A 4,464-nucleotide genomic window follows, 5' to 3' on the forward strand; every position below is an offset into this window, starting at 1 on the left:
CCGCCCGTTTCCTTTTGCACGGAATGGGCGTATGGAAACCTATCCGCGCCCGGCCGAAAGGTCGGGCGCCGCTGTTTTCAACGCCTGCTTCGCCGGGCCGCATTTCCAGGGGTTTCAACCCATGACCGACATCCTGATGCCCAAGGCCACCGCGGTCTGGCTGGTGGACAACACCTCGCTCAGCTTCGACCAGATCGCCGACTTCTGCGGTCTGCACCCGCTGGAAGTGCGCGGCATCGCCGACGGCGACGTGGCCCGCGACATCCGCGGTTCGGACCCCATCGTCAACGGCCAGCTGACCCGCGAGGAGCTGGACAAGGCCCAGAACGACGAAGCCTACCGCATGAAGGCGGTGGTCAGCGCCCACGCCGAGCTGTTCAAGCCGGCGAAGAAGGGCCCGAAATACACCCCGGTCTCGCGCCGTCAGGACCGCCCGGACGCCATCTCGTGGTTCGTGCGCAACCACCCCGAGGTGACCGACGCCCAGATCTCCAAGCTGCTGGGCACCACCAAGGCCACCATCGAGAGCGTGCGCAACCGCACCCACTGGAACAGCCCCAACATCAAGCCGGTGGATCCGGTGACCCTGGGCCTGACCAGCCAGATGCAGCTGGACGAACTGGTCAAGAAGGCCGCTGAGAAGAAGGCGAAGGACGACGCGAAAAAGGGCGGCGGCGTGCTGGCCCCCGCAGGCGAGGCCGAGGCTCCGGTCGAGGAAGAACCCGAGTTCACCCCCGAGGCGCGCGAGCGCCGCGGCGCCGAGCCCACCGCCGCGTCGGTGTTCGGCTCCAACGAGGACTGAGCCGGGCCTCACCGCCGAAATGCAAAAGGCCCCGCCGGCGACCGGCGGGGCCTTTCTCGTTTTCAGTCCGGAGGCGCCGCTAGTTCAGCCGCGCCTCGAGCGTTCGAATCTCTTCCTTCAGTCGGAGCTTCTGCTGTTTCAGCTCCCTGACGCGCAGCGAGTCGGCGCTGGGGTGGGTCATTTCCTGCTGGATGGTCTCATCCAGATTGCGGTGACGGTTTCCCAGTTCGCGAATGCGAGCGTCGATGGCCATGGCTTGCGCCTCCATGTTTAAGGGACCAGATAATCCAACGCCCGAAGCGGCCGTCTGTGGAGTCACATTCTGGTGACGGGCGGCCGCCGCCGGACATGAGGAGCATGGCGCCCAATATGGCCGATGATGTGAACAGAGCCGTATCCGGCGCCCGGGCGCGCCTGATCGTCGGAATTTCCGGAGCGTCCGGCGTGGCTTACGGCGTTCGAACACTGGACGCCCTGAACGATCTGGGCGTGGAAAGCCATCTGGTGGTCAGCCGCGCGGCGGCCATGACCCTGTCCCAGGAAACGACTCTTTCCCTCGCCGAGCTGAACGACAAGGCGTCGGTGGTTCACAAGATCGGCGATGTGGGGGCTGCCGTGTCGTCCGGCTCGTTCCGCACCCTGGGCATGGTGGTGGCGCCCTGTTCGGTGCGGACCATGAGCGAGATCGCCACCGGCGTGACCTCGACCTTGCTGACCCGCGCCGCCGACGTGACCCTGAAGGAGCGCCGCCGTCTGGTGCTGATGGTGCGCGAGACGCCGCTGCATCTGGGCCATCTGCGCACCATGACGGCCCTGGCCGAAATGGGGGCGGTGATCGCCCCGCCCCTGCCGGCCCTCTATGCGAAGCCCGCGTCCATCGAGGCGATGATCGACCAGTCGGTGGGCCGGATGCTGGACCTGTTCGGTCTGGACTGGGCCCCGGTGCGCCGCTGGCAGGGCATGGCGGCGGACGCGTCGGAATGAGCGACGGATTCTGGGACTGGGCCGTGGCGGCCTACGGGGCGCCCGGCGTGGCCGAGGAGTGCCTGCATCTTCAGGATGTTCACCAACAGGCGGTGCCGCTGCTGCTGTGGGCGGCCTGGCAGGCCGAGACCGGCCGCGCGCCCGACGAGGACGCCCTTGAGGGCGCCATCGACACCACCCGGGTCTGGGCCGATCATGCGGTGGTCCCGCTGAGGGAACTGCGCCGCGCCCTGAAGACGCGCCGGCCCGACATGGCCGACGCCGACCGCGAGGCGGTGCGGGCCCAGGTCAAGGCCGCCGAGCTGGAGGCCGAGCGCCGCCTGATGCTGGCGCTGGAAGGGCTGGCCCCTGAGCCGGGCGGCAAGGCGCCGGCGACGGTCGACCTGCTGGTCCGCGTGGCGCGCGCGTGGGGCGACCAGATCCCGCGGCCCGCCCTTGGCCATCTGGCCGAGGCTCTGGCGAAGCGGCTTCCGGCCTGACTCGGCCTTGGGTATAAGGGCGCGGACGGGGGCTCCATGAACGACGACGAAGACCTTTCCGACACCGAAGAACGCGAGCTGCACGACCGGGTGAAAGCCCTGCGTCAGGAGCACGCCGATCTGGACGCCGCCATCGAGGCCCTGGGCGCCATGCCCGTGCCCGACCAGCTGCGCATCGCCCGCATGAAGCGCAAGAAGCTGTCCCTGCGCGACGAGATCGTGAAGATCGAGAGCCGCATCCTGCCCGACATCATCGCCTGACGAAGGGCAGGATGCGGGCCCGGATCAGGCCTGCATGGTCCAGCCCTCGACGCCCATGGCCGCCTGTTTGAGGGCCTCCGAGCGCGTGGGGTGGGCATAGGAGGTGCGGGCGATGTCCTCGGAGGCGCCGCCGAAGGCCATGGTCATGCAGGCCGCGCCGATCAGCTCGCCCGCCTGCGGGCCATAGATGTGCACGCCCAGGACGCGGTCGGTCTTCGGATCGGCCAGAACCTTCACGAAGCCCTCGGTCTCGTGGTTGATCTTGGCGCGGCTGTTGGCGGCGAAGGGGAATTTGCCCTTTTTGAATTCCACACCCGCCTCCTTGAGCTGCTCCTCGGTCTTGCCGACCCAGGCCACTTCCGGGCCGGTGTAGATGACGCTGGGGACCAGATTGTAGTCCACGTGACCCGCCTTGCCCGCGATCAGCTCGACGGCGGCCACGGCGTCCTCCTCGGCCTTGTGGGCCAGCATGGGGCCGTGGGTCACGTCGCCGATGACCCAGATCCCGTCCTGACCGGCCTTGAAATGGTCGTTGGCGATGAAGCCGCGCTTGTCGGTCTCGATGCCGACGGTCTCCAGTCCCAGACCCGCCGTGTAGGGACGGCGGCCGATGGCCACCAGCACCACATCCCCCTTGAGGGTCTCGGCCTTGCCGCCGGCGGCGGGCTCGACGGTCAGCTCGACGCCGTCCTTGGCCACCTTGGCGCCGGTGACCTTCGTGCCCATGCGGAAGGTCATGCCCTGTTTGGTCAGGCCGCGCTGGAAGGCCGTGGCCACCTCGGCGTCCATGCCCGCGCCGATCTTGTCCAGATACTCGACAACCTCGACCTCGGCGCCGAGACGGCGCCAGACCGAGCCCAGCTCCAGCCCGATCACGCCGGCGCCGATGACGATCAGCTTCTTCGGCACCGCCGAGAGCGACAGGGCGCCGGTGGAGTCGATCACCTTGCCCTCCACGAACTCCACGCCCGGCAGGGGGGTGGGCTCGGAGCCGGTGGCGATGATGATGTTCTTCGCGGCCACGGTGGTCTTCGATCCGTCGGCGGCCTCGACCTCGACCTGGCCCTTTCCGGCGATGCGGCCCCGGCCCTTGAGCCAGTCCACCTTGTTCTTCTTGAACAGGAATTCGATGCCCTTGGTCAGCTGGCCGACGCTGTCGTCCTTCTGCTTCATCATCTGACCCAGGTCGAGTTCGCGGTTGGCGAGCTTGATGCCCAGCCCGGCGAACGCCGTCCCGGCCGCCTCATACATTTCCGAGGCGTGCAGCAGGGCCTTGGAGGGCATGCAGCCCACGTTCAGGCAGGTGCCGCCCAGGGTGTCGCGCATCTCGATGCAGGCGACCTTGAGGCCCAGCTGTCCCGCGCGGATGGCGGCGTTGTAGCCGCCGGGCCCGCCCCCGATAATGACCACGTCATATTGCGGAGCGGATTGGGGGGCGTCGGCCATGATGAGTCCTTGAGTTTCGGCGGGGAGGCGCGCGCCCGCTCATAACCCGGGACAGGCGGCCGTCTCCACCCCTGATATGGCCTCAGCGGCTGCGAGGGCAAGCCGCCGTGTCCGGTGTCAGGATGTCAGCTGCCCCGGCGCGCGGCTGCGGCGCACCCGGCGGCTGGCCGCCATGACCAGCAGGCCCACCAGCAAAAGGCCCGCGATGACGATCCACTGGGGATCAAGCCCCGCCGGCGCCGGGACGGCCTCGGCCGAGCGGGCGGCGATGTCGGCGGAGACGCCCCGATCCGGGCTCATGGCGAGCCGCAGCACGATGTCGGCCAGAAAGCCCAGAAAATAGGCGACGACGGCGCGGGGATTGCCCGCCCCCAGCAGCAGGGCGCTGACGAGATACAGGACCACCGCCCCGATCCACAGGGCCGCGGTGGGCATGTCGCCGCCGGAGTCCAGCGCCACCACGGCGCCGGACCGGGCCGCCGCCGCCTCGGG

The 4,464-nt window shown here is 68.8% G+C and carries 7 protein-coding genes; 4 read left to right on the forward strand and 3 right to left on the reverse strand.

Going from position 1 to position 4,464, the window contains the following annotated elements; genetic code table 11:
- Positions 1–121: 121 nt before the first annotated feature.
- A complete protein-coding gene (locus tag C0461_RS13560; protein ID WP_292107743.1) occupies positions 122–802 on the forward strand; it encodes a cell cycle transcriptional regulator TrcR in 681 nt (226 codons plus the stop codon).
- A gap of 79 nt (positions 803–881) precedes the next feature.
- Here C0461_RS13560 and C0461_RS13565 read toward each other — a convergent pair whose 3' ends face one another.
- On the reverse strand, positions 882–1,055 hold the full coding sequence (locus C0461_RS13565) for a DUF465 domain-containing protein (protein ID WP_021698578.1): 174 nt from the start codon (positions 1,053–1,055) through the stop codon (positions 882–884).
- A gap of 116 nt (positions 1,056–1,171) precedes the next feature.
- On the opposite strand from C0461_RS13565, the gene C0461_RS13570 reads away from it, so the two are divergent.
- The 3 genes from C0461_RS13570 to C0461_RS13580 are packed head-to-tail and all read left to right on the forward strand — an operon-like array spanning position 1,172 to position 2,526.
- Positions 1,172–1,786: a UbiX family flavin prenyltransferase gene (locus C0461_RS13570; protein ID WP_292107745.1), complete on the forward strand. Its 615-nt coding sequence runs from the start codon at positions 1,172–1,174 to the stop codon at positions 1,784–1,786.
- Complete coding sequence (locus C0461_RS13575) at positions 1,783–2,265, forward strand: TIGR02444 family protein (RefSeq protein WP_292107747.1); 483 nt, start codon at positions 1,783–1,785, stop codon at positions 2,263–2,265. The genes C0461_RS13570 and C0461_RS13575 overlap by 4 nt, the downstream gene beginning before the upstream one ends.
- 36 nt (positions 2,266–2,301) lie before the next feature.
- The gene (locus C0461_RS13580; RefSeq protein WP_292107748.1) at positions 2,302–2,526 is read left to right on the forward strand and encodes a DUF465 domain-containing protein; all 225 of its coding nucleotides are present in this window, start codon (positions 2,302–2,304) and stop codon (positions 2,524–2,526) included.
- 24 nt (positions 2,527–2,550) lie between these two features.
- Here the strand turns inward: C0461_RS13580 and lpdA are convergent, their stop codons facing one another.
- Together lpdA and C0461_RS13590 are read right to left on the reverse strand one after the other, a co-directional pair.
- Complete coding sequence (lpdA, locus tag C0461_RS13585; protein WP_292107749.1) at positions 2,551–3,972, reverse strand: dihydrolipoyl dehydrogenase; 1,422 nt, start codon at positions 3,970–3,972, stop codon at positions 2,551–2,553.
- A 117-nt stretch (positions 3,973–4,089) separates the two neighbouring features.
- A partial coding sequence (locus tag C0461_RS13590; protein ID WP_292107751.1) for a hypothetical protein occupies positions 4,090–4,464 on the reverse strand: 375 nt, incomplete at its 5' end.

Origin of the sequence: Brevundimonas sp. (assembly GCF_013823285.1) — a bacterium.
In the GTDB taxonomy this organism is placed as follows: Bacteria; Pseudomonadota; Alphaproteobacteria; order Caulobacterales; family Caulobacteraceae; genus Brevundimonas.